A 23560-nucleotide genomic window follows, 5' to 3' on the forward strand; every position below is an offset into this window, starting at 1 on the left:
CAATACCGAACTCTTTATAAAATAACTTAATTATTAACTGTCCAACTTTTGGGGTGCAGTTCATTGGGTAATGACAGGGGATGATTTTTCACTGGATATAAACAATCCGGAAGAACCTAAAATATTGGTGGTAGGCAATAATCCCGACCGCCAAAACATCTATTCCTGTGCTTTGGGACTGTATAATTCCCGTATCGTGAAACTGATAAACAAGAAGCACCAACTCAAAAGTTCCGTGATAATTGACGAGTTGCCGACAGTATATCTTCGGGGACTGGATAACCTGATAGCAACGGCACGAAGCAATAAGGTAGCGGTCTGTTTAGGCTTTCAGGATTTCAGCCAGTTACGCCGGGATTACGGGGACAAAGAAAGCAAGGTAATCGAAAATACGGTAGGTAATATCTTTTCCGGTCAGGTGGTTTCCGAAACGGCTAAAACGCTTTCAGAACGTTTTGGAAAGGTATTACAGAAACGGCAAAGCATGACTATCAACCGGAATGACAAATCAACCTCTATCAGTACGCAAATGGATAGCCTGATACCGCCCAGTAAAATATCCGGCTTGACACAGGGTATGTTTGTGGGTGCGGTCTGCGACAGTTTCGATGAAAGGATAGAGCAGAAAATATTCCATGCGGAAATTGTGGTGGATAACGAGAAAGTGAAGCGGGAAACAGCCAATTACAAGAAACTGCCCCAAATCATAGATTTCAGGGACGAGGACGGGAACGACCGGATGCAGGAAGAAGTACAGGCAAATTATAACCGGGTCAAGCAGGAAGTCCTGCAGATTGTCACGGATGAAATGGAACGGATAAAGAATGACCCTGAACTTTGCCACTTGATTAAAGAGAGATAAGTAGCTAAAATATAATATCACAATAAATAAAAATAAATGAATAATTTGCTATATTTGCAAATAGCATCAATTATTTGACCTATGAAAGCGATAAATAGAATTAAAATAGTACTTGTTGAACAAAATAAAACTGGCAAATGGCTCGCAGAACAATTGAATAAAAATGAGGCTACAGTTTCTCGGTGGTGTACGAATGAATCGCAGCCATCTCTTGATACTTTAATAAAAATATCAGAGGTGTTAAAGATTGATGTAAAAGATTTGCTGATATCAACAAAAATAATCTAATAGTATGAAAATATTTAAGATACAGATTGAGAATTTTAGGTTGCTAAAGTTTTTTTCTCTTGATTTGGAGGATGAACTTTCATTAGTAATAGGTAAAAATAATACAGGCAAAACTTCTATATTATCTGTGTTAGACAAATTTTTAAATCAATCAGAAAAGACTAAATTCCACTTTGATGACTTTAATATTGATTTTAAGAAAGAGCTCAACGATATGATAATGGACGAAGAACCTATTATTGAGGAAGCATATGTAGAGAAGGGTATCAAACTGAAGTTATTTATTCAATATACTGAAAACTGTAACTTAGAAAATATTAGCCGGGTTATGATGGATTTAGACCCAGATAACAATTTTATTGTTTTAGGATTTGAATATATATTATCATTTGACAAATATATAGAAATTCGGAAAAATTGGCATGAATTTGCTATTCACGAAGCCGGGAAACAAGCAGGAAATAAACTTTACAAGCCAAAATCTCTATATGATTTTCTCTGTCAGAAACATGCTGATTATTTTAAATTATGTCGAAAAACTATTGAGATAAACAAAGATACACAAGTAGTTAATGAAGCTAATTTCATTGATTTAGATAAGGAAATGATTAGCATAAAGGATATTGTTAGTTTTAAATATATCAGTGCTCGAAGAGAAGTGGCAAATAAAGAAGTAGATAAGACTTTATCCATGCAAACATCAAAAATATATGAGAAAACAGAAACAAACCCCGACCAAAATAAGGCTGTTGAAGATTTTAAAGATAAACTAAGTGAAACAGATAATCAATTAAGTGGTATATATGTAGATTTATTCAAAGAAATTGTTCAGAAAGTCGGTGATTTTGGCGGTATTAAACCAAATGAATCCGAAATAGAAATTATCTCAAATTTGCAGCATAGGGAATTATTAAAAGGAAATACGACTGTTGTTTACAAACATGATGAGAATAATAAGCTACCGGAACATTATAATGGATTAGGTTATATGAACCTAATATGTATGATTTTCGAGATAGAAATACTTATTCAAGAATTTAAGCGAGAAAAAGAGAAAAAGCCAGCCGATATAAATTTATTGTTTATAGAAGAGCCGGAAGCGCATACGCATCCTCAAATGCAATATGTATTTATTAAGAATATTAAAAAACTACTAAAGGATGGAATTCAAAGGGCAGATGGTGAAAAAAGAAGTTTGCAATATATAATAAGCACCCATTCTTCACATATTGTTGCGGATAGTGATTTTGACGATATTAAATATCTTAAAAAGGACAGTAACAATAATGTCATTGCAAAAAATCTGAAAGATTTGAAGAAGGAGTATGATGAAAAAACATCCCAATATCAATTCCTTACTCAATATCTTACTATTAGTCGGGCTGAAATATTTTTTGCAGAAAAAGCTGTATTGATTGAAGGTGATACAGAAAGGATGTTAATTCCAACGATAATGAAGAAAATAGATATTGAGGAAGCTGCGGTACACAAAGCAAAAAATACTAAAGATGATTACTTGCCTTTACTTTCTCAAAACATCTCTATTGTTGAAGTTGGGGCTTATTCCCAAATATTTGATAAGTTCATTGAGTTCTTGGGAATAAAAACGCTTATTATAACTGACCTTGATGCAATAGGAACTGATGGTAAAAAGTGTGAAGTCATTAATGGTGTAGCATACTCAAATGAAGCTTTGTCATATTATTTTGGTAATCCTACATTAACAGATTTGAGAACTTGTCCTTTTCAAAATAAATTATTTAACAATATAGGAGGAAGTTGGAAAAATCAATCTAACGGTAGGTTGTGTGTCGTTTATCAAACTAATGAAGATAGTTATAATGCACGTAGTTTTGAGGACGCATTTATTCATCTTAACAGAAAATTTGTAGAAAACAATAAAGACGATTTTAGAGGATTACAAAATAGAGCTTATTTTAATAATCCTGCTAATAACGCATATTTTTTAGCTAAGGAATGTATTAAGAAGAAAACTCATTTTGCTTTGGATATTTTATACCATAGTGATAAGATGTTGAGTAATTGGCAAATTCCGGCATATATTAAGGAGGGACTGTTATGGCTGAAGCTGGATTAGGAATAGAGCAAGTAAAAGATGAGTTCCAACAAATAATGGAACATATAGCTAATGGTGATAATTTTTTGCTAAGTGGTGGTGCAGGTAGTGGTAAAACATATTCTTTGGTTCAAGTAATCAAACAGGTTATTGAAGATAATCCGACTTCTAAAATAGCCTGCATGACATATACAAATGCGGCAGTTAAGGAGATAGAAGAACGTGTTAATCATAAAAACTTGAATGTTTCTACCATTCATGATTTTTTATGGGACAATATTAAGCATTTTCAAAAGGAATTAAAAATAGCAATTATTACCTTGTCCAATGATGAAAATGTAAATAAAATAAAAATAGATGGATTAAATAAGATGTCTGATGATTATTTTGACAATAAAGAAGAGCCTGTTGAAATTCAATATAAAGAATATTTAAAGCTAAAAGATGGAATTATATCACATGATGAATTACTTGTGGTTGCTGATTATATGTTTGGGAAATATTCTAAACTTTGTGATATCTTAAAAGATAGGTACAAATTCATATTTATAGATGAATATCAAGATACTCATAAAGAAGTTGTCAGAATTTTGTTAGAACATTTATCTAAGAGTAAAAAACATACGACCATAGGCTTTTTTGGAGATGCAATGCAGTCTATTTATGATGATGGCATTGGTAATATTAACGAATACAAAGGAGAAGAAAAAGGGAAGGTGAAAGAAGTCAAGAAAAGTCAGAATAGAAGAAGTCCTCAAAAAGTAATAACATTAGCAAATAGGTTAAGAACGGATGGAATAGTACAAATACCTTCAAACGATATTTCAGCCCCTAATATAATTGACGGAAAAGTAAAAGAAGGCGAAATTATCTTTATTTATTCAATAAATGAAGATATTTCGAGAGTAGAACAATTCTTGACCGAAAAATACAACTGGGATTTTTCTGATACAAAAAGAACAAAAGAGCTGAATCTTACTCATAATTTAATTGCTGACAAAGCGGGCTTTAGAACATTGATGGATATTTACGACAAAGACCCTATTATGGGATTAAAAAAGGATATTTTACAAAAGATTAAAGACAACAAAAAACAAGGGAAACCGGAAATACCTATTGATGATAGCGATACGTTTGATGTTGTGGTAGATAAATTTCAGTTGAAAAACAGACAACGACAATTGAAAAAAGATATATTGTTATCTGAACCTCATAATATAGAACTATATAATCAATTGAAAAATAAGCCTTTTTCTGAAGTACGAAGAATGTATTTTGATAAAGACCAATTGATAGATGATAAAAAACAAGATGAAGATGATGAAAATAAGAAAGGTTCTAAAAGAGATAATCTAATAAAGCATTTATTTAAAATTCAAACGAACATATCCCTATATATCAATAAACAATACAATGAGTTTTTGAGAGTTACAGATTATAAACAAATACATACGATTAAAGATAAAAGAGAATTAAAACAAAATATTGAAAGTCTAATTGAGGTAGGAGATAAAACGATTGAAGATGTGATAAATGATGCCCATAGAAAGGGAATTTGTTTGATTGATGAAAAATTAGAAAAGTTCTTGCAGGAAAAGGAATACATATATAATCAAGTGAAAAATGTCAAGTATGCTGAATTTCAAAAATTATATGTTTATTTGGAGGGACAAACACCTTTTTCAACTCAGCATAAGACTAAAGGTGCTGAATTTGACAATGTGCTTGTTATATTAGATAATGGAAAATGGAATGATTATAATTTTGAATATTTATTTACGAATAGAACAGATAAACAAAGTGTTTTAGAACGAACACAAAAAATATTCTATGTATGTTGTACTCGTGCAAAGGAAAATCTTGCTGTATTTTATCACAATCCTATGCCTGCTGTTTTAGTAAAGGCGAAAGATTGGTTTGGAGAAAATAATGTTAAGGAAATATGAACTATAGAGTATGTTTAAGGCTGTTTAGGAATGTAGAGGATTCCCCCCCTACATTCCTATCTTTTTCATATTTTATTCATATCAATATCATATCCCACAGACCTCAATTCTTTTGCTATACATAATTTCCAGCCTCCGGCGTTGTCATAATCAGTATAAACTATTCCTGTAAAATCTGAAGGTTCTTCAACTTCTGTTTTTTTAAGAGTGCAAACTCTTTTTCTACCTAAAAGACCGATAAAATAACCTAATTCAAGTATTACATTTTGCCGTGCTCTACAATGAAGCTCTTTTGTACCTTTTTTTCGACCTTCATCACATGGTGATAAAAGTACAATAGCAAAACCAACATTTGAGTTTTCTTCAAGTTTTTCTATAACAGTATTGCCATTATTTGCTTGATTATTTAATATAATTGTTTCAAATCCTAATTGTTTAAGAAAACTATCTACTTCTAACTTCATAGTGTTATCATGTCCATGTACTATAAATATTTTTCGATTCTCCATTTTAACTATCTTATTATTATTTGCTATTTTATTTTTAATTCTATCGCACAAAATAGAATATACACCTTGAATCTTGTTGAAGTTATTACTCAGGGTGTGTCCATTCCCACTATTATCAACTGATTTAAATTTTTGATAATCAGAATTTGTATCATCGAAATATCTACTAAACAATGTGATAGATAAATTAAACCAATGGTGATAGCTTTCAATTGTATCTCTTAAATTTGCACAATCACCTTTTCTGTCTCTTAATTCTTTATATTTTGTTTCTACATATTTGACACTCTCTAGACTTATTTCAAGTTCTGTATTATTCTCTTCTTCAACATTATTTTCTTCTTTAATCATGTATCCTATATTTTCAAAGGGTTCTCTGTTTTCATTAAATTCCGGTAATAATTCGAGGTCAAGTATAATTTCTTTCATATAAATTTTGGAGTTATCCCATGATTCGTAAGTTGCTAATAATGTGGATAACACCGAAAAAAACTCATTTCTGAATTTAGAATAGAGACGGTCTAATAGTGTTTTAAATGCATCAATTCTATATAAAGAATCTATTCCCACCATATAGATGTTTGAACTTGATTCCACTTCTTTGTATATTTCACAATAAGCTTCATAGATTCCTATTTGTGCCATACTTCTTTTAAATGAAGTAGATTCTAAAAAATGGTCTAATTTAAGTTCTCTATTTATATCATCTAATAGAGAATCCAATATTTTATTTTGAATTTCCATCACTTTTTTATTTAAAATTACTACTATCCATTGCTGTTTTTCTATTATATCTTCTTTATATAAATATGCAAAGTTTTTTTAGTTTCAAAGTTACAACTTAATCGCTAATTGTGTGCATATATATTATGAAATGTGACAAATGAAGCCAAACGAGGACTAATGAAGCCACCCGTTCCCAAATCCTTAAATATACTCTATTTCATCCTTACTTTTACTTCCGAAATTATTATTTACTCACTAAAATTCAAAAAGTTATGGATGTAAACACAGCCAGCCAATCCACCACTGACGAACAGATGATGGATATTCTTCTTGTACTGGATAAGGAGAAAAAGACAATCAGCGCAGTAAAAGGCGTGGATGAAAATGGGAAACTCCAAACCGTACCACCGGAGAATAACAGCGAACTTCTGAAATTCGACCGTCACGGCGATTTCTTTTCCAACTTCTTTTCCAACATGATGAACCAGTTGAAGAACCCGACCCGTTTCAACTTCTTCAAAATCCCCAAAATTGAACTTCCCAAGATTACACCGATAATCAGGGACAACTTCGACCATCCGACACCTGAAAATGAAGCGGACATAGCACGCTACCGGGTAACACCCGAAACACAGAAACAGGAAGTGAAGAACGAACAATCGAACCAAACACAGCAGCAAGTACAGCAACCGCAGCAGGAAGCAACGGCACAAGCACCACAGCAACCTGACAAAAGCAAGTATGTTATCGACCCTGACAAGGTGGACTGGGAAGCCTTGAAAAACTTCGGGCTTTCCAAAGAACAGCTTGAAAAGGCAAAGGCTTTAGAACCCATGTTAAGGGGGTACAAGTCACCCGGTGCGTTCTCCATCGCAGGAAACTACAATTCCGCCATTATGAAACTGGACGCACGCCTATCTTTTCGGCATGACAAGGACGGGAATGTGGTTTTGGCGATACACGGTATCCGCCAAAAGCCGGAACTTGAACGTCCGTTCTTCGGGCATGAATTTTCCAAAGAGGATAAAGCCAATCTTCTTGAAACGGGCAATATGGGACGGATCGTAAACCTGAAAAACTATATCACAGGGGAAATGATACCTTCTTTCGTCAGCGTGGATAAGGTGACGAACGAACTGGTTTCCATGCGTGCAAGCAGCGTCCAAATCCCCGATGAAATAAAGGGTGTCAAACTGAACAAGGAACAAAAGGAAGCCTTACGGGAGGGAAAAGGCGTATTCCTTGAAAACATGATTTCCAACCGGAAAAATCCTTTTTCCGCTACCGTTCAGGTCAATGCCGACAAGAAAAGTCTGGAATTTATCTATCCCAATGCCAAACAATCACAGGAGCAACGGCAGAAACAGGAGCAGCCGAACAGCCTTGTTACCAGTGATGGTGTAACCATCCCCAAGAGCATTTCGGGAATAGAACTATCCCGTCAGCAACAGCAGGATTTAGTCGATGACAAGACCATCTTTGTTGCCGGGTTGAAAGACAAGAGAGGGGTCGAATACGATGCTTACATTCAGGTGAACCACGACAAGAAGAAACTCGGCTTTTACAGTGACAATCCCAGTTTTGACCGTTCCGCTGTGAAAGAGATTACTCAGGCAAATAAGAACCGCACACAGGTAGCGGTCAATTCGGAGGGTAAGACCAACGAAGCCACCAAGAAAGTGAAAGAACCTTTGAAAAAGGGTCAGGACAAGCCCACTGAAAAACAAAAGACCAAGCAGGATAAAAAGGAGAAGCAGGAGCAGACGGACAAACCCAAACAAAGCAGGGGACGCAAAAGATGATAGCGGTATTAATCCTTATCCCGGTTATCGGTTTCGTCCTGTTCGTTCGTGCCTGTTACAAAACAGATTGGAAAGCCATAGACGAACAGAACCGACAATTTTATATAGATGGCTATCACATCTACTATGACCGGAAAATCCTAAGACAAAAAGAAGTGGAACAATTAAAATCGAAATTAGAATGATTGCAGTAATCGGAGAAAAACCAAGCGTGGCAAGGGACATTGCCCGCATTTTAGGAGCGAGTGAAAAACAGGATGGCTACCTTTCAGGTAACGGGTATCTCGTTACCTGGGCGTTCGGCCATCTTGTAGGATTGGCAATGCCGGAAGCCTACGGCATACAGAGTTTCCGCCGGGAAAGCCTGCCTATTATCCCGGATAGTTTTCAACTTACACCCCGACAAGTGAAAGCGGAAAAAGGGTACAAGGCTGACCCCGGAGCGTTGAAACAGCTAAAGGTAATCAAAGAGGTATTCAGCCAGTCGGACAAGATAATAGTCGCTACGGATGCAGGGAGAGAGGGAGAACTTATATTTCGCTACATCTACCAGTATATCGGATGCGACAAGCCTTTTGTCCGCTTATGGATAAGCAGCCTTACGGACAAGGCAATCCGTGAGGGACTGCAAAATCTGAAAGCCGGTAGCCTGTATGATAACCTGTTCCGTTCGGCACAGGCACGTAGCGAAGCGGATTATTTGATAGGAATTAATGGTACACAGGCTTTAAGTGTGGCAGCCGGACAAGGAATATTCTCTTTGGGACGGGTACAGTCACCCACGTTGGCAATGATATGTACCCGCTTTTTGGAGAACAAGAACTTTGTCCCGCAAAAGTATTGGCAACTGAAATTACAGTCGGCAATGGATGATATAGCTTTTACGGCACTATCCGTAGATAAATACGATATGCAGCAGATCGCCATCGACACGCTACAAAGGATAAAGGAAGCGGAAACGGTACGGGTGAAATCCGTAGAACGTAAGGAAGTGAATCAAGAACCGCCGTTGCTCTATGACCTTACCACGCTGCAAAAGGAAGCGAATACGAAACTGAATTTTTCCGCAGATAAAACATTATCCATCGCACAAAAATTATACGAGGGTAAACTTATCAGCTACCCCCGAACCGGAAGCCGTTACATATCACAGGACGTATTCGAGGAAATCCCGGAACGGTTTATTAATTTGGAGCAGTACATCTGCTTTTCCGGGTATGCCGCAGGGATGAAAGGCAAAGCCTTAAATCCCCGTCCGGTAAATGATGGCAAGGTAACAGACCACCACGCCCTGATTGTGACCGAGAACCTACCCGGCAAGATGGAAGCAGACGAACAGGCAATCTATGATCTGATAGCCGGACGGATGTTGGAAGCCTTTTCTGAAAAATGCGTCAAAGACGTTACCAGTGTAACGCTGGAATGCGCCGGGTCGCTTTTTACGATCAAAGGTTCTGTAACCAAGTCCGCCGGATGGCGTGCCGTATTCGGTGAGAAAGAGGACGGGGAAGATAACACCGCTTTACCCGTGATGCAGGACGGTAACAGTCTGCCGCTTTCCGGTATTGAACTGTTGGAGAAGCAGACCAAGCCCAAACCGTTACACACGGAAAGCAGCCTGCTTTCTTCGATGGAAACGGCAGGTAAGGAACTGGAAAACGCAGAACTGAAAGCAAGCATGAAAGACACGGGTATCGGTACGCCCGCAACAAGGGCAGCCATTATCGAAACGCTGTTTTCCCGCCAGTACATCATCCGGGAGAAAAAGAACCTTGTCCCGACCGAGAAAGGGCTTGCCGTTTACAACATCATCCGGGACAAGAAAATAGCGGACGTAGAAATGACGGGCATGTGGGAAAATACGCTTGCCAAGATAGAAAGTGGGGAAATGAACCCCGACACGTTCCGCAAAGGTATCGAGGTGTACGCAAGGCAAATCACGGCTGAACTTTTGGATGTTCAGCTTTTGTTCGCTTCGGGTGGTAATTGTATCTGCCCGAAATGCAAGACCGGACGCATTCTGTTTTATCCGAAAGTCGCCAAGTGTTCCAATGTGGATTGTTCCGTTACCATTTTCCGCAACAAGAGCGAAAAACAACTAACGGATAAACAGATTACCGAACTGGTGACTACCGGGAAAACCGGGTTAATCAAAGGGTTCAAAAGTAAAAACGGCAAAGTCTTTGATGCTTCACTTGCTTTTGACGGGCAGTTTAATGTTACTTTCGTATTTCCTGAAAAGAAAGGAAAGCCCCAAAAATAAGATGGAAATCGTTATATTTGCCACAGAAAGTTTCATTATAGATAGATTTATAATTGAAATTTTTGTGGTTGAAGCACCCGGAGGGATACCGGGTGCTTTTTTAATCACTCTCCTTTATATCGGTAGGTCAGGCAAACGACCTGATTATCCAGTATCTTGTTTTGGGTCAGTTCCCATTTTGACCCGAATGTTTTTCCTATGAACCTGATACCGTCCCCCAGCATGACCGGAACAATATACAGGGTTATTTCATCGAGCAGGGACGCTTCAATCAGGGAGGTTATGAACTTGCCGCCACCAATGACCTGAATGTCGGTTTCCGAACTTGATTTAAGTTCATTGACCGCACGTAACGGCATATCGGTAAGAAAGGTTACATTCTCCTTTTCCGTCACATTGGTATCGTAGTGGGACACTACAAAAGTCTTTTTACTTTTGTACGGCCATCCGCACCAATGTTCAAAAATATAAATATAGGTATTTGCACCCAGTAGCAGGTAATTTGCAGCTTCGTATTCTTGATTCAACAAGGTTTTCACATTTTGGGGCATCCAGTCCAGTTCATTGTCCGGTGTTGCGATGAACCCGTCCAGAGATACGGCGATATTCGCTTTTATTGGCTTCATATTATCAGGTATTAAACAGTTTATAATCCTTTTCAAACTGTTCGCCAATATCTAAAAAAGAAGCGTGGCACTCACACTGCTTCGATACGAGGTACTGGCATACCCAAACAAGGAAACAGGCAAGACCACGCTATGATAAACCATAGCATAAACCTTGCGCTGAAAATCCCCTTGTTTTGAAAAGTGCCAGTTTTCGTATCGGGACGTTCGGCGAACGTATATGTTATATATAAAGGCGAAATCACAGGTTACTGTTCCGTCGCCGTTATTTTCTTATGTAACTTTTGCAAAGTTAGCCAAATACCTGAAAAATCCGGCATACAAGACGAAGAAATCCTGCCTTATCTCACGACAAAACAGGATTGAAAGCTATTAGAAAAGAAAAAATTAATCGGTTTTCTCCCGGATTAACTTGTGTACGTCCGTTGCACGGTAATAACACCTGCCATCCAGCATAAGGTAAGGGAGTATTCCTTTTTTCCGGTAACGGGTCAGTGTCCGGGGGGCTACTTTCAAGAGCAGGCACAAGTCCTGATTATCCAGCAGTTCTTCCCCGTCCAAGCAGTTACGCCCGTTTATTACCCGGTCTATCTTCTTGTCCTGCATATCGAACCTATCCATGATACGTTCCATCCATGCGGTAAAATCTTCTTTGTCTATATACATAAGGCTGCCTGATTAAATTAAACCAATCATAAAATAACTTTGGTTGGACGGGTCTTTGATGATAATTTCCCGTTCCCTCATGAAGCGGATATAGCTTTTTGCGGTACGTTCTTTCACGTCCAAAATTTGCTGTATCTGTTCGCATAAGTCTATGTAGGTGATGTGTTCCTGTCTGCCGAACACGTCACGGGCAACGCTGACCAGTTCCTTTTCCTTGCGTTTCTCTTTTTCCTCTCGTGGCTTTTCTCCTTTGTAAAGGTGCATTCCGGCTGTTTTATCCCATGCGAACAGCATCAAAGGGACATCCAACGGGCTACCATCCCTTACTTTCAGGGCTTTTACTACCGATTGTGTAGGCTCTTCATCCTTTTCAATGGAAAGGATAGTTGCCGCCTTACGTTGTAATTCCGAGCCTAAATGTCCCCGCAGCTTCAATCCATTGGGTACGAAATGCAGCACACAAAGAATACAGGTATTATAAATTCCTGCCAGTCGGTACAGTTCATCTATCACCGCCACGCTTTCCACTTCATCATTGGCACTCTTTACAAGGTCAGCGATACCATCTATCACTACTAATTGTATGCCCCCGTATTGGTAATAAAACTTATCCATACTTTGAACAATGGCGTGCAGCCGTTCTTTTCGGGACATACCTGTCAGACAAAATGCTTTCAGTTCTTCCGGTTTGTCCGGTTGCTTCGCACGTGCCAGTAGGTTACTTACATTCTTGAACAGTTGCACTTCGGACTGTTCAGTATCATAAAGTAATACCGCTTTATGTTTGCTGTTGGCGGCTATCTGTATGCCAAGTGTATCTACTTCCTTATCAGGTTGGTAGATACAGCCCGCCAACATTGCGGCTATATAATTACTTTTTCCTGTTCCCTCGCCGCCTGTAATACCGAACAAGTTTCCTTGTGTCCCCAATGGAACATCTCCGGCGGAAATTATCACCTTTGCTTTTGCCGGAGGATTATTGAAGTCTATTTCGCACGATTTAAGCATAATCAATGTATCACTATATAGGTTATCTAAAAATTCGATAAACAATTTCAGGAAATCTTCACGGGTATTCCCAGCCTTGAAATAATCGGAAATATCCTTTTCCTCTTTCGTTCCGGGAAGTGGTAGGAGCAAGCGTTTTACCCCCAATTCTTCCAACTGTTTTTCCTGTTTGCGTGCGCTTTCCTTGCCCGTCTTATCGGTATCATATAATAGGATGATATGTTTAAAACGGAATGTCAGTTTATAAATCAGGGTAGGCGGGATAGCTACTGTTTCACTGTTGAAGCAAATAGCATGGAAACCATGTGCCGCCAATGACATGACATCTTTTTCACCACCAGTAATAAAAAGTGTATCACCTTTTGCGGGTAGTTGCTCCAATCCGAAACAATAGTTTTCCCCGAAGTTACCACCATATAGAAAACGGGTTTTTGAGAATGGACGGTACAATTTTATATACCGTTTATTCTTATACCCGTACATCGGTTCTGTCACTGATGAAGTATAAGTGAACGGTGTCCCATCCGCCGTTATACTCTGAAAGTCCCGTAATGAACACACCTTATAAAGTTCCAACACTTCCGGTGTGATACCGTACTGTTGCCAATACATCAATTCAGCAAGCGGAAATTTCTGTTCCCTGAATTGGTAAGGTTTGCTTTCTTTTTCAGGTGTTTCTTCCGGTATATCATCTACTATACGGAAAGAAGTACGGGTAACAGGTATCGGATTGCCTGTTGCCAATCCCAATCCCAAATCCCGGTCTATGGTTTCCAGTATTTCCACAAAATCTATCGAATTATGGCAGTCCAACCCTTTAAGTTGCCCCACGAAAAAGAAACAATCACCACTATAATTGTCATTGCCGAAATCTTTCATCTTATAAATACCGCTTCGGCGGTCGAAATAGATGTTACAGGACGCTTTATTATCTTTATAAAGCGGGTTTAAGAAATTTCGACCTATCCGCCAATTACCGGGTACATAGTGTTTGAACACGGATAACCCGTTACTTGTCCTTTCTAATATTTCTTCTTTCCTTAACATATAGCTGGTGGTTGGTTATCAGGTCATTAATACTGTCCTTATCTCGTTTAATCAGGCGTTCTTCCAATAATCGTTTTATTTCTCCGATTTTGTAGAAATAATGCCCCTTGATGTTGGAATAGGTGATAGTCCCTGCAGCCCGTAAGCGTTGTAATGTCCGGTCACTGATTTTTAAGAATGTACAGACTTCGTAACTATCCACCCAAATTTCATCTTCATTAGTGTTTTCCGCTTCTGTGTGATTGAATATATAATCGGCGATAGCGGTAATTTTGTTGTCTAAATCCTTATAGGCTTTTGACTCGAATGTTATTATCTCCATTTTGCTAACTAATTGATTTGCTGCAAAGGTCGGGAGTTGCAAAAGATAAAACTTACAAGATACCACCAAGTTGGTTGATTTATTTTTTGTGGAAATTGGTGCTAAAACAGGGTGAAACAAGGAGAAAAGAGGGTGAAAATCTACTTTAGAATAGGGCATAAAAAAACTACCAAGTTGGTAGTAACTTGGTAGTTTTTTCAAGGAAGTTTATTATAACTTATCGTCTTCGTCCATTTTTTGCAGGAGCTTATTTACAAGGTTGGTAAGGAATGATGTCTTATCTTTCTTCCTTTCTCTTATTGCAAGATAAGTCCGGTAATAATCCCCTAAATCTATTTTGAATGATGCTTCTATATAAGTCATTATCTCTTTTATATCAGCGTTTCCATTATTAAGTACTCCGGCAGCATAGATAGCATATCCCAATTCGATAGCAGCTATTTTTGTGCCCGTCCATAGGAAAGGATTGTCAGGTAATGAAGTCCTGCTATTTTCTATTACTTCTTTCCTTTCAAGTTCCTGTAATCGTTGTTGCAGATAGATTTCCAACATATCATAAGCCAGCATCTTAGCAACCCTATGGTCGCAGCAAGTTGAAAACAATGGGTCTTTATCAAACATACCACAGTTATGGCATAGTTTGTAATTCTCATGTTCTCTAAGAAAATAATATCTATCTAAGTGTGTGGCTTTAGAACGATAATATTGGTAGAAGTCAAGATTAGCATTGCAAAACTCCGTTATTGCCGTTTGCTTTTTTTTATAATACTCTTTTAGAACTTCTTTGCTGCCGTTCGGCTTTCTTAGTTCAAGTAGATATATGTCATTAAAATATATCAGTTTGCTTAAAATGAATGGCTTAATATCTTTGAAGAATAATATTTCTTCATTAGCATCCTGAAAAGTATATTGGTGGATAAACTCTCTTAGTTCTTCAAATAATGGTCTGATGAAATCAATCATATATATAGCTTTATCGGAAGATACGTCACTATCCATACAGGACGTTTCTATCTCTGTATTGATTTTAGACAATAACTTATCTATGTATTGTTTCATGTGATTTGCGTGAAAATTTGTTTGTACTATATTTCTTTAAAACAGTCCATGGAGTATTGATAATCTTTTAAAGAGACTGTCTTTTTATTTGTTATATTCTCTTTACCAGTAGGATAACCTGTTAATATGGGATAACATGGATTATATTGCATTTCTTCATTTCTACTTATAGTGGAATATTCAGTAGCATAACAATAACTGCATCCATGTTTACAGGTATTATAGACTCCAATATCAATACTTTCAATACATCCGCAATTCTTTCTCTGTCCAATATCTTTTCGGGCATTGAGCTTACAGCCAATAATACTTTCTATTTTTTCTTTATCAATGCAAGTCGAATGGTATAATCCATACGAACTGTAATCTTGATTTTCGCTACACATATAAAGTTTCAAATTATAGGCGGATGCAATATTCACTAAATTTTCCACTATATTTTCTTTCACCGTTAAAGGTATTTCGGTGAAATTTGGGCGGATATGCCTATAAATATCAATAAAACTAATAATACATTTATTCGTATATCCTGCCAACGATTTGCATAATTGTTCAAAACGATTTAATATCCAGCTTTCTGTAAACTGTTTATAGATAATTATAGGATCGAACCGCCAATCTACCCGATTAGTGCCAACTCTATCGCTTAGTCGTTGAAATACTTCTATAACGTTCTCTTTTTGTGGAAGATACTTTTCTACTTTATCATCATAGGCTGTAATTGTAAATTCAAAATAATAATCTTTATATCCTAAATCTTCAATAACATCTAATTTCCTTAGTAATGGCAGTGCGTTTTTAGTCCAAAAAACAATACAATCTATTTTTTGAGGAGACAATGATATACGGCTTAACTGATTTGGATTATATGGATTAGGAATTAACACATACCCTTCACGTAAACGGTTAATAAACCATTCTGAATAAAAAGCAGGGATGTCAGTTCTACGACTTACTGATAATATCATTATTAATCTTTTTAGATATTATTTATTGTTTTATTCTTAATCGCTTTTTCCCAGCCGATGATAGTTGCTTTTCTTTCTTTCTTCCAATGATAATCGCCTATAATTCCGGTATTACGTATTACTCTGTGACAAGGAATTACAAAGCCCACAGGATTATTCGCAACGGCTCTTCTTACAGCAAAGGTTGATTGCGTATCTCCTATATTTGTGGCAACTTGACTATAAGATGTTACACTTCCAAATGGAATTTCAAGTAATGCCTTCCAAACTTTTATTTGAAATGGAGTTCCTTTCAACCATAGCGTAAGTGATTTGTTTTCTGCATAAGGCGAAAAAATCTTTTCTGCAATCTCTTGAGCCATCCCGTCATTTTGAAAGAATTGTGCATTTGCCCATCCGTGCTTTATTTCATTTATTAGAGAGTTTCTATCGCAATCTGAAAATTGCATTTCACATATCCCTCTTGATGTGGAAACTATAAAACATTCTCCAAAAGGAGTTGCGGAAAAGCCATATTCAAAACGAATACCTGCTCCTTTGCTCTTGTACTCTTGTGGTGTGACGGCTTCTATTTTTACAAATAAGTCATAAACTCTCGATTGGGCAGATAGCCCCACTTTTTCGGCTGCTTCAATCAGGTTGGAAGTATCTTGTAACTCTTGTTTCAAGGCTTCTATCGTGAGATGTTCCAAAAATTTCTTTGGGCTTATTCCTGCCCATTCCGTGAATATTCGTTGGAAATGAAAAGGACTTACGCCAATATATTGTGCTAATTCATCTAATGTTGGCTGTTGCTTAAAGTTCTCAACCAAATATTGAATAGCTTTTTCAATTCTTGTATAGTTTATATTTTCAATCATAATAACCATGTTTGATAAATCCTAAAGATGGTTCGCTCTCGGTACTATATGAAATAGGCGCAAAGATAGGGATTGCTACTAATGCCTACAACCCATTTCTTGCTATTGTATGCTAAAATGTTATATCACAAAATATTATATTGATACTTCATTAGATTTTCTTATTTTGCCAGTTGCCTTTCCATAGATAAAAAAAAGAAGTGAAAATCATGGCATAATAAACAATATCCGAAGTCCAACATATTGCGACATCCATTTTTAGGTAAACCGCAATATATACGATGTAGCCGACATATATACATAGGCTGCACAATTCAATAAATAAGGTTGAACGTGTACTGCCTGTTCCCGAAACTGCAAAGAAATAGACAAAAGCCGGAACAGCAACTATATATGCCGACAACATTACCCAAAGTGACGGTAGGGCATTTGCTATCAAATCCGGATTATCTGTATATATACGTAGGAACATCGTAGGAAATATCGCAATAATAATAGCCAATGGAATTACAAAACAATAGCAGTTTCTAATTATGTTGTTGCATAGTGGCATCACCTTTTTAATTTCTCCATTCCCTATTAAATTGCTAACAAGCGAACTACCTGTAGATGCAAAAGCATTGACAAAAATAAATAATAGAGCAGAAGTATTCCGTACTATGTTAGTTATGGCAAGAGAACGTTCTCCAAGATGTTCTATCGCAATGAAAAAGACCAACCATGAACCAGTAGATATAAATGACTGAATCATTGTCCAAAAAGACACATTCAATATTTCTAACAGGGTCTTTATTTTAAAGCCTGCAAAATGGAATAACCTATATAGTTTATAGTTTACCTTTTGGTGAGTGTATATACAAAAGAATATAACCGATACAGCTTCCGAGATAGAAGAGGCGATAGCTGCACCAGCAATCCCCATAGCTGGAAATCCTAATTTACCAAAGATTAAAATATAATTCAATATCATATTGGTAAGTACCATAACAACAGAATTGATTGTTAATGTCTTTGTCTGTGTTGTACCGATATAAAATGCACGGAACATCACTGATATGAAAGAAAAAAAGAAGCCATATACACGCCAGTCCATATAATCTATTGCGGCATAGTACACATCTTTAGATTTTATCATCAAATGTAGTAACTGCGGGGAATAAACTTTTGAGAGGATGAATACACAGGTTGCTATGACTAATAAGAATAATGTTCCTTGCATGAAAATAGCACCTATGCGATGGTACTGTTTTTCTCCATTACGGCGGGCTATTAAAATTTGAGCACCCACACTAAAACCAAACCCTAACATATAAATGGCAAGATAATACATACTTGCTACAGCCGATGCGCCTAATTCAACTTCTCCTACACGTCCTAAATATGCTGTATCTGTTAATCCTATCAGTTGTTGCATTAATAGGCTGATTAATACTGGATATGTGATATGACGAATTTCTTTACTTGTAAATTGCATAATTGAGTTATTTTATAAAATAGCTGCAAATTACGTAATAGGATTTTATGGGAGCAACCCGATTCTTGCTTTAGGTGTAAGGTGCAAGTATATATCTATATATAGCTTGCACCTTACACCTAAGCTGAAACATTTATATTCAGACATTTGCGTAATCCAAAAAGAAGCAGTATCTTTGAACCGAAGTTTTAGGCAGACAATGAACAGTCAAAGGACGACAGATAAACGTCTTTTTTGAAACCTAAATTGTACCCCCTAAGGCATTGACATATTGATAAAGAGTTGAATTAAAGCGACATAAGGAGATGGGTTCATTACCCTGTCTCTCCGCTGGAAAATTTAGAAAGAAAGCCTACAAGTCGTTGATTTGTAGGCTTTTTCTGTTATATTTGACTTCTATAATATTTAATAAACGGTGGGATTAGTGGCTGAATTATTTGCTATTCGCTCTGTGATTCATTTAGGTTAGGAAACCAGTTACGTGTATTATTGGCTATCTTTACTAACATCAGCATAACCGGGACTTCTACCAATACGCCGACAACTGTCGTCAATGCTGCTCCTGATTGTAAGCCGAAGAGTGAAATAGCCACCGCAACTGCTAATTCAAAGAAATTGCTTGCTCCAATCATTCCGGCAGGTGCGGCAACATCGTGAGGTAATTTCCACCACTTCGCCCAACCATAGGCAATAAAGAATATAACAACTGTTTGCAGGATGAGTGGAGCAGCTATTAAAATAATATGCAGAGGATTATTTAGAATTGTTTCTCCCTGAAATGAAAACAAAATAATAAGTGTTAGTAGTAATCCGCCAACAGTGTAATTATCGAACTTTTTAATAAATACATTATTAAAGTATTCTACACCTTTGCGGCGAATTACCAGTATACGGGTGATAACTCCGGCAGTAAGCGGGATTACGACAAACAAGACGACAGACAACAGTAGTGTGTCCCATGGGATAGATACGCCGCCAACCTCCAGAAGGAAAGCTACAATGGGTGCAAATGCTACTAATATGATTAAATCGTTCACTGCTACTTGTACTAATGTGTAAGCGGCATCGCCTTTTGTCAGGTAACTCCATACGAATACCATGGCCGTGCAAGGTGCAGCCCCCAATAATACCGCCCCGGCTAAATATTCTTCGGCTAATTCGGCGGGTATAAAAGTCTTGAAAATGATATAGAAGAATAAATAAGCTATTCCAAACATCGTAAATGGCTTTATCAGCCAATTGGTAACACAGGTGACTATTATCCCTTTCGGACGTTTTCCGACATTTTTAACGCTCTGAAAATCGACCTTTAGCATCATTGGATAAATCATTAACCAAATCAGAATAGCTACAGGGATGGATACGTTGGCATATTCAAATTTGCTTAATGTCTGAGGTATTGCCGGAAAACATTGTCCCACGACAATACCAATAACGATACATAGGGTAACCCAAATGGTTAAGTATTTCTCGAAAAATCCAATACCTTGTTTCTTTTCCATAAGATTCTCATATTATCAGTTGTTTTTCCAAGCTATCAAAGCTGTGTTTCCTTTTGATAATTCTTCTACTTTCTGAATCCAAATCAATTCATTTTTTGCTTTTGCCCGTAAGAATGAATTTTCCGTGTCAGTTAATGACAGGCAGGAGTTTACCACCCACCATTTGTTATTTATTCCGGCACGTTGCAAATCCATTTGCAGGCGTTCGGCTTCAAATACGGGTGTTGCTTCGGGCAGGGTTACAATTACAACCTCTGTTTCCTGCTGGTTTCTTAAACGTGGCAACAGTTTTCTTACCGAAGCGGGACTGTCACCGTGTGTGCGTTGTACTTCTTTGTGGTAGCTTTCCGTCGCATCCAATAGTAGCAATGTGTGTCCGGTAGGTGCGGTATCAATCACGATAATTTGACTTTCTGCCTTATCTACGATTTCTGCAAACGCCCTGAATACTGCGATTTCTTGTGTACATGGTGAGCGCAAATCTTCCTCTATGTATTCCATATCTTCGGCAGTTATCGTTTCTGCTGCTTTACTGCGAACCTCATTTTTATAGGCTTCCAATACTTCCGCTTCATCAATACGGCTTACTGCGATGCCTGCCTGAACGGCAAGATTATAGTTCAGATGGTTGGCCGGGTCTGTAGTAGTAAGGTGTACCTTTGCGCCCAGTTTTGTTAATTTCAGGGCTATTTCAGTGGCTAACGTGGTTTTTCCTACACCGCCCTTTCCCATGGTAAAGACAACTCTTTTCCCCGATTTATACAGGTCATTCACCAGGTCATCTATGTCTTTTGCATCTGTGATACGCTGGTAATCGGCATTGTCCATCAGGTTGTCATTATATAGCATCCGACGGATATTTGCTATATTGGATAAATTGTAAGACCGTAGAGGAACATAATAAGAGGGGTATTCCAATAGTTCCGAAGGGGTTTGTTTTAAGGCGGATTGTTGCCTGTCATGAATCTGTTTCGATACGCTATCGTTTTCATCTACTTGCTGTAAGAGTCCGTTGATTACCAATAACTGGTTTTTTATTCCCAGTAATTGTAATTCATGTGAAGAACGGGCGGCTTCTTTCAATGAGGCAATTTCGGGACGGCTAACTAGTACTAACCGGGTTGCATTGGCATCCGAAAGTGTTTCAACAGCTTGCTTATAAATTCCTTTCCGTTCTTCCAAACCGGATAATTGCCCCAAACAAGATGCACCATGTGTGCTTTCGTTAATAAATGTACTCCACGCTGACGGGAGTTGTAACATTCGCAATGTATGTCCGGTAGGGGCTGTATCGAAAATGATGTGGTCGTATTCTTTTGCTTTGTCTGTGTCCGTGATAAAATCGGAAAACTGATTAAAAGCTGCAATCTCTACCGTACAAGAACCTGAAAGCTGTTCTTCCATGTTCTGAATAACACTTTCGGGCAATTGCCCGCGAAAAGGAGCAGTAACGCTTTCCCTATATTCGGCTGCCGCTTGTTCCGGGTCGAGATTGACAACGGTTAAACCGGGTACTTCTTTTATCTTAGTGCCATGCCCATTTAAGGCTTGATTAAAAACATCTTGCAGATTTGAAGCCGGGTCGGTGCTGATAAGAAGAATTTTCTTTCCGTTATCTGCTAGTCCTATCGCAGTGGCGCAAGCAATGGACGTTTTTCCTACACCGCCTTTTCCTGTAAAGAAAAGGTATTTTGTCAAATCTATATCCGATAAATTAAATGCTTTCATATTTCTAATTATTAAATTGTCAAATGACTATTTTACTGGCATAAAATCCAAGTTAATTCCTGACCATTCACTCATTTGTCGAGTAGTCGGATAGGTTTGTGAAACGGCAACTTCGCCATCTACTAAGGTAATGGGCAGTGCATCCGCTCCATGTTTTTGAAGAAATTCGTTTACAGTTTTGTTACTTACATAAACTTGCGGTTCATCACGCAAGTTGTGTCGGATTACGATAATGCCTTGTTTCTTCAATGTTTCAATTACAACTGCAATCCGCATCAATTCAGGATTGATATTTGTTCCGCACAGACCCGTAGGGCAACACATTGCCGGGTCGAAAATTTCTATCTTTTTCATACTGTTTTTATTTTAAATGATATTAAGTTCCTTGTTTATAGATAAAAAATGATTGCATAATAAATTCCTACTGCGATAAAGAGAATAGCTACTATTTTACGAAACCATTTCTCAAATATCTGTATTCGGTTATAAAACTTACCCAGTCCGGCAACACTGTAAGCCAAGACCCACGCCACAAGGATTACGGGCAATCCTGTTGCAATGGCATAAATTACAGGTAAAAGATAACCGCCCGTTTCCGCTGCTGATAGCGGCATGAGCATACCGAAATAAAATACTCCACTGGTAGGACAAAAAGCAAGGGCAAATAAGATTCCTAATAACATAGCTCCCCAGCCGCCTTTAGTTCTCTTTTTTAGATTTTCTCCATCTATATTGATTTTGGGCAGATTGAGTTTTATTAGGTCAAGCATGAATATTCCAATAATGATTAATACCGGAGCAATCAGCATTTCCCCATATTTACTTACGGCTTTTTGAACCATAAACATACTTGCACCCTCACGAAGAATAGGGATGAGGATAAAGCCAAGAACCGTATAGGTTACTATTCTGCCAAATGTGTAAAGCAAACCGTTAATGAATATCCGGTGATGGTTTGCTATGTCCTTACTTATAAATCCTATCGCCGTAATGTTGGTAGCCAGCGGGCAAGGGCTGATAGCCGTTAAAATCCCCAATATAAAGGCTGTAATCGCAGGGACAGAGCTGTTTTCTACTAATGATTGAAGGAAGTCCATTTTATAACTGTTTTAGCAATTCATCAATCTTGCTTTTAATTCCCTCTTTAAACTTTTCCGGCTGATTTCTTGCATTGGAAAAACTAAATTCCGTCATATTATTTACGTTCTCTTTTCCGTCTTTCCAACCATTTACAAACAAAGACGACCAGGTAACTTCGTATTTGTCTGTAATCGCTTCATTCTCTTTCTTGGAAATGTCTATTACTTTATAGATGATTTTTCCGTTTACTTTTTCTTTGAAATAAAGACTATCCAAAAGGGCTACTGTATTGCTTTCTATCGCCCGGCAGGTAACACATCGTTGTGCGCCATGAAAATAAAGAACCTCAATACGGTTGGATTGTAATTCTTCCGTTTTGTTTTCTCCGGTCTTTTTCTTTGAACCATTTCCGCAGGAAACCAGAACCAGTGATGCAATCAGTAGATAGAATAACTTTCTCATGGTCGATTTTTTATTTGGTTATCAATTCTTTTACTTCCGTCAGGGATAATCTTTTTCCGGCTGATACAACTTTACTGTCAATGACCAAGGCGGGAAGACTTAATATATTGTACTCCATGATTTTTAATAAATCTTCTTCTTTGATTAACGTTGCATCGCAGCACAATTCTGAAATTGCCTGCTTAGTAGTTTCATACAATGCTTTGCAGCTTGCACACCCGGTTCCTAATACTTTAATTTCCATCTTTCATTCTACTTTAAAGTTTATATAATAATCGTAGTTCG

At 37.5% G+C, this 23560-nt stretch carries 21 protein-coding genes and 1 pseudogene; 7 read left to right on the plus strand and 15 right to left on the minus strand.

What is annotated here, in order from left to right:
• Positions 1-55: 55 nt before the first annotated feature.
• The 4 genes and pseudogenes from HC965_RS11165 to HC965_RS11180 form a co-directional block, all read left to right on the plus strand.
• Positions 56-862: pseudogene (locus HC965_RS11165) on the plus strand (TraM recognition domain-containing protein); the annotation flags it as partial.
• Between the two features lie 81 nt (positions 863-943).
• Entirely contained in the window at positions 944-1150 is a 207-nt protein-coding gene (locus tag HC965_RS11170) for a helix-turn-helix transcriptional regulator (protein WP_191031525.1), read from the plus strand.
• A 4-nt stretch (positions 1151-1154) separates the two neighbouring features.
• Positions 1155-3248: an ATP-dependent endonuclease gene (locus HC965_RS11175; RefSeq protein ID WP_191031526.1), complete on the plus strand. Its 2094-nt coding sequence runs from the start codon at positions 1155-1157 to the stop codon at positions 3246-3248.
• Positions 3230-5173 (plus strand): UvrD-helicase domain-containing protein, encoded by a 1944-nt coding sequence (locus HC965_RS11180; RefSeq protein WP_191031527.1) that lies wholly within the window; start codon positions 3230-3232, stop codon positions 5171-5173. The genes HC965_RS11175 and HC965_RS11180 overlap by 19 nt, the downstream gene beginning before the upstream one ends.
• A 65-nt stretch (positions 5174-5238) precedes the next feature.
• Here the strand turns inward: HC965_RS11180 and HC965_RS11185 are convergent, their stop codons facing one another.
• Entirely contained in the window at positions 5239-6426 is a 1188-nt protein-coding gene (locus tag HC965_RS11185) for a TIR domain-containing protein (protein WP_191031528.1), read from the minus strand.
• Positions 6427-6680: 254 nt separating this feature from the next.
• Here HC965_RS11185 and HC965_RS11190 point away from each other — a divergent pair, with 254 nt between their 5' ends.
• From HC965_RS11190 to topB, 3 genes are read left to right on the plus strand one after another with little or no spacing between them, the layout of a single operon-like run.
• Positions 6681-8210, plus strand: a complete 1530-nt coding sequence (locus HC965_RS11190) for a DUF3945 domain-containing protein (protein WP_191031529.1) — start codon at positions 6681-6683, stop codon at positions 8208-8210.
• Positions 8207-8395: a hypothetical protein gene (locus HC965_RS11195; protein ID WP_191031530.1), complete on the plus strand. Its 189-nt coding sequence runs from the start codon at positions 8207-8209 to the stop codon at positions 8393-8395. The genes HC965_RS11190 and HC965_RS11195 overlap by 4 nt, the downstream gene beginning before the upstream one ends.
• On the plus strand, positions 8392-10473 hold the full coding sequence (gene topB, locus HC965_RS11200; RefSeq protein ID WP_191031531.1) for a type IA DNA topoisomerase: 2082 nt from the start codon (positions 8392-8394) through the stop codon (positions 10471-10473). Before HC965_RS11195 ends, topB begins: the two co-directional genes overlap by 4 nt.
• A 104-nt stretch (positions 10474-10577) precedes the next feature.
• Here topB and HC965_RS11205 read toward each other — a convergent pair whose 3' ends face one another.
• The 14 genes from HC965_RS11205 to HC965_RS11270 form a co-directional block, all read right to left on the minus strand.
• Positions 10578-11099, minus strand: a complete 522-nt coding sequence (locus HC965_RS11205; protein WP_191031532.1) for a dihydrofolate reductase family protein — start codon at positions 11097-11099, stop codon at positions 10578-10580.
• Between the two features lie 387 nt (positions 11100-11486).
• Positions 11487-11765: a helix-turn-helix domain-containing protein gene (locus HC965_RS11210; RefSeq protein WP_025814984.1), complete on the minus strand. Its 279-nt coding sequence runs from the start codon at positions 11763-11765 to the stop codon at positions 11487-11489.
• 12 nt (positions 11766-11777) lie between these two features.
• Complete coding sequence (locus HC965_RS11215; protein WP_191031533.1) at positions 11778-13820, minus strand: AAA family ATPase; 2043 nt, start codon at positions 13818-13820, stop codon at positions 11778-11780.
• A complete protein-coding gene (locus HC965_RS11220) occupies positions 13783-14142 on the minus strand; it encodes a helix-turn-helix domain-containing protein (protein ID WP_017141651.1) in 360 nt (119 codons plus the stop codon). Before HC965_RS11220 ends, HC965_RS11215 begins: the two co-directional genes overlap by 38 nt.
• A gap of 210 nt (positions 14143-14352) precedes the next feature.
• Complete coding sequence (locus HC965_RS11225; protein WP_191031534.1) at positions 14353-15201, minus strand: RteC domain-containing protein; 849 nt, start codon at positions 15199-15201, stop codon at positions 14353-14355.
• Between the two features lie 26 nt (positions 15202-15227).
• Positions 15228-16169 (minus strand): DUF1848 domain-containing protein, encoded by a 942-nt coding sequence (locus HC965_RS11230; protein WP_191031535.1) that lies wholly within the window; start codon positions 16167-16169, stop codon positions 15228-15230.
• A gap of 11 nt (positions 16170-16180) precedes the next feature.
• Positions 16181-17029 carry a methylated-DNA--[protein]-cysteine S-methyltransferase gene (locus tag HC965_RS11235; protein ID WP_191031536.1) on the minus strand — a complete coding sequence of 283 codons (849 nt, stop codon included), beginning with the start codon at positions 17027-17029 and terminating at the stop codon, positions 16181-16183.
• Positions 17030-17180: 151 nt separating this feature from the next.
• Complete coding sequence (locus tag HC965_RS11240) at positions 17181-18503, minus strand: MATE family efflux transporter (RefSeq protein ID WP_191031537.1); 1323 nt, start codon at positions 18501-18503, stop codon at positions 17181-17183.
• 440 nt (positions 18504-18943) lie between these two features.
• Entirely contained in the window at positions 18944-20005 is a 1062-nt protein-coding gene (gene arsB / locus HC965_RS11245; RefSeq protein ID WP_191031538.1) for an ACR3 family arsenite efflux transporter, read from the minus strand.
• A gap of 15 nt (positions 20006-20020) precedes the next feature.
• Positions 20021-21733, minus strand: a complete 1713-nt coding sequence (gene arsA / locus HC965_RS11250) for an arsenical pump-driving ATPase (RefSeq protein WP_191031539.1) — start codon at positions 21731-21733, stop codon at positions 20021-20023.
• 27 nt (positions 21734-21760) lie between these two features.
• On the minus strand, positions 21761-22087 hold the full coding sequence (gene arsD, locus HC965_RS11255) for an arsenite efflux transporter metallochaperone ArsD (protein WP_191031540.1): 327 nt from the start codon (positions 22085-22087) through the stop codon (positions 21761-21763).
• A gap of 35 nt (positions 22088-22122) precedes the next feature.
• On the minus strand, positions 22123-22830 hold the full coding sequence (locus HC965_RS11260; protein WP_191031541.1) for an aromatic aminobenezylarsenical efflux permease ArsG family transporter: 708 nt from the start codon (positions 22828-22830) through the stop codon (positions 22123-22125).
• Position 22831: 1 nt separating this feature from the next.
• Positions 22832-23275 (minus strand): nitrophenyl compound nitroreductase subunit ArsF family protein, encoded by a 444-nt coding sequence (locus HC965_RS11265; RefSeq protein ID WP_191031542.1) that lies wholly within the window; start codon positions 23273-23275, stop codon positions 22832-22834.
• 10 nt (positions 23276-23285) lie between these two features.
• Positions 23286-23519: a thioredoxin family protein gene (locus HC965_RS11270; protein WP_191031543.1), complete on the minus strand. Its 234-nt coding sequence runs from the start codon at positions 23517-23519 to the stop codon at positions 23286-23288.
• Positions 23520-23560: the final 41 nt, after the last annotated feature.

The sequence above is a fragment of the Bacteroides sp. GM023 genome, from assembly GCF_014750685.1.
In the GTDB taxonomy this organism is placed as follows: Bacteria; Bacteroidota; Bacteroidia; order Bacteroidales; family Bacteroidaceae; genus Bacteroides.

Bases quoted from the DNA above. Each gene is read 5' to 3' on its own strand.
- topB (WP_191031531.1), top strand. From the start codon at position 8,392: ATGATTGCAGTAATCGGAGAAAAACCAAGCGTGGCAAGGGACATTGCC.
- HC965_RS11170 (WP_191031525.1), top strand. From the start codon at position 944: ATGAAAGCGATAAATAGAATTAAAATAGTACTTGTTGAACAAAATAAA.
- HC965_RS11180 (WP_191031527.1), top strand. From the start codon at position 3,230: ATGGCTGAAGCTGGATTAGGAATAGAGCAAGTAAAAGATGAGTTCCAA.
- HC965_RS11175 (WP_191031526.1), top strand. From the start codon at position 1,155: ATGAAAATATTTAAGATACAGATTGAGAATTTTAGGTTGCTAAAGTTT.
- HC965_RS11265 (WP_191031542.1), bottom strand. From the start codon at position 23,275: ATGAGAAAGTTATTCTATCTACTGATTGCATCACTGGTTCTGGTTTCC.
- HC965_RS11225 (WP_191031534.1), bottom strand. From the start codon at position 15,201: ATGAAACAATACATAGATAAGTTATTGTCTAAAATCAATACAGAGATA.
- HC965_RS11205 (WP_191031532.1), bottom strand. From the start codon at position 11,099: ATGAAGCCAATAAAAGCGAATATCGCCGTATCTCTGGACGGGTTCATC.
- HC965_RS11190 (WP_191031529.1), top strand. From the start codon at position 6,681: ATGGATGTAAACACAGCCAGCCAATCCACCACTGACGAACAGATGATG.
- HC965_RS11240 (WP_191031537.1), bottom strand. From the start codon at position 18,503: ATGCAATTTACAAGTAAAGAAATTCGTCATATCACATATCCAGTATTA.
- arsB (WP_191031538.1), bottom strand. From the start codon at position 20,005: ATGGAAAAGAAACAAGGTATTGGATTTTTCGAGAAATACTTAACCATT.
- arsA (WP_191031539.1), bottom strand. From the start codon at position 21,733: ATGAAAGCATTTAATTTATCGGATATAGATTTGACAAAATACCTTTTC.
- arsD (WP_191031540.1), bottom strand. From the start codon at position 22,087: ATGAAAAAGATAGAAATTTTCGACCCGGCAATGTGTTGCCCTACGGGT.
- HC965_RS11270 (WP_191031543.1), bottom strand. From the start codon at position 23,519: ATGGAAATTAAAGTATTAGGAACCGGGTGTGCAAGCTGCAAAGCATTG.
- HC965_RS11230 (WP_191031535.1), bottom strand. From the start codon at position 16,169: ATGATATTATCAGTAAGTCGTAGAACTGACATCCCTGCTTTTTATTCA.
- HC965_RS11260 (WP_191031541.1), bottom strand. From the start codon at position 22,830: ATGGACTTCCTTCAATCATTAGTAGAAAACAGCTCTGTCCCTGCGATT.
- HC965_RS11210 (WP_025814984.1), bottom strand. From the start codon at position 11,765: ATGTATATAGACAAAGAAGATTTTACCGCATGGATGGAACGTATCATG.
- HC965_RS11195 (WP_191031530.1), top strand. From the start codon at position 8,207: ATGATAGCGGTATTAATCCTTATCCCGGTTATCGGTTTCGTCCTGTTC.
- HC965_RS11215 (WP_191031533.1), bottom strand. From the start codon at position 13,820: ATGTTAAGGAAAGAAGAAATATTAGAAAGGACAAGTAACGGGTTATCC.
- HC965_RS11220 (WP_017141651.1), bottom strand. From the start codon at position 14,142: ATGGAGATAATAACATTCGAGTCAAAAGCCTATAAGGATTTAGACAAC.
- HC965_RS11235 (WP_191031536.1), bottom strand. From the start codon at position 17,029: ATGATTGAAAATATAAACTATACAAGAATTGAAAAAGCTATTCAATAT.
- HC965_RS11185 (WP_191031528.1), bottom strand. From the start codon at position 6,426: ATGGAAATTCAAAATAAAATATTGGATTCTCTATTAGATGATATAAAT.